This window comes from Paraburkholderia sp. EG304 (assembly GCF_046543485.1).
Classification (GTDB): Bacteria; Pseudomonadota; Gammaproteobacteria; order Burkholderiales; family Burkholderiaceae; genus Paraburkholderia; species Paraburkholderia youngii.
In genome coordinates this window covers 1-891 of record NZ_JBKGUA010000251.1, presented here as the reverse complement: position 1 = coordinate 891, position 891 = coordinate 1, and the positions used below count along the sequence as shown (strand labels likewise).

The following is an 891-nucleotide window of genomic DNA, read 5'->3' as shown; positions in this document are numbered from 1 at the left end:
TTCGCGCTCTCCGGGGTTCTGGCAGACTCGTCTGCATGGATCTGCCCGCCGACCTCAACACTCTTAGCCCGGAACAGTTGCGTGCGCTCGCCACGCAACTGATTGCACGCGTCGAAGACCGGGACCGGGAGATTGAAGAGAAGACCCGGGAGGTCGGTGAGAAGGAGCGGGAATTACGCTATCGGCAGACCCGCATCGACCAGTTGACCCACGAGATATCGATTCTCAGACGCCATCAGTTCGGCAGGCGCAGCGAGCAGCTCAGCAGCGATCAGATGAACCTGCTGGACGAGGCAATTGACGCGGATCTCGCCGCCATTGAAGTTGAGCTCGAGCAACTTCAGCCACAAGCCACAACCGAGCCGCTACCCCTGCAACCGAAGCGTGCAGCGCTGCCGGCGCAATTGCCGCGCACAGAGATCCGGCATGAGCCGGAGAGCACCGTATGCCAGTGTGGCTGCGAGCGCGTGCGCATCGGCGAGGACATCAGCGAGAAGCTGGACTACACGCCGGGCGTGTTCACCGTGGAGCGGCATATCCGTGGCAAGTGGGTGTGCAGAAACTGCGAAACACTGATGCAGGCTGCGGTGCCTGCGCACGTCATCGACAAGGGCATCCCGACTGCGGGACTGCTGGCGTCAGTGCTGGTTGCCAAGTACGCTGACCACCTTCCCCTGTATCGTCAGGAGCAGATCTTTGCGCGAGCGGGCGTCGCGATACCGCGCTCGACATTGGGCGCATGGGTCGGTACGTGCGGCGTGCAGCTACAACCGCTGGTCGACGCGCTGCATCAGGAAATCCTGCAGCAGGGTGTGCTGCATGCGGATGAGACGCCGGTACAGATGCTCGGTCCCGGCAAAGGCAAGACACATCGCGCGTATCTGTGGGCGT

The 891-nt window shown here is 62.4% G+C and carries 1 protein-coding gene; it reads left to right on the top strand.

Annotated elements, in window-relative coordinates; translation table 11 throughout:
* Positions 1–35: 35 nt before the first annotated feature.
* A partial coding sequence (tnpC, locus tag ACLFKU_RS43690; protein WP_410853382.1) for an IS66 family transposase occupies positions 36–891 on the top strand: 856 nt, incomplete at its 3' end.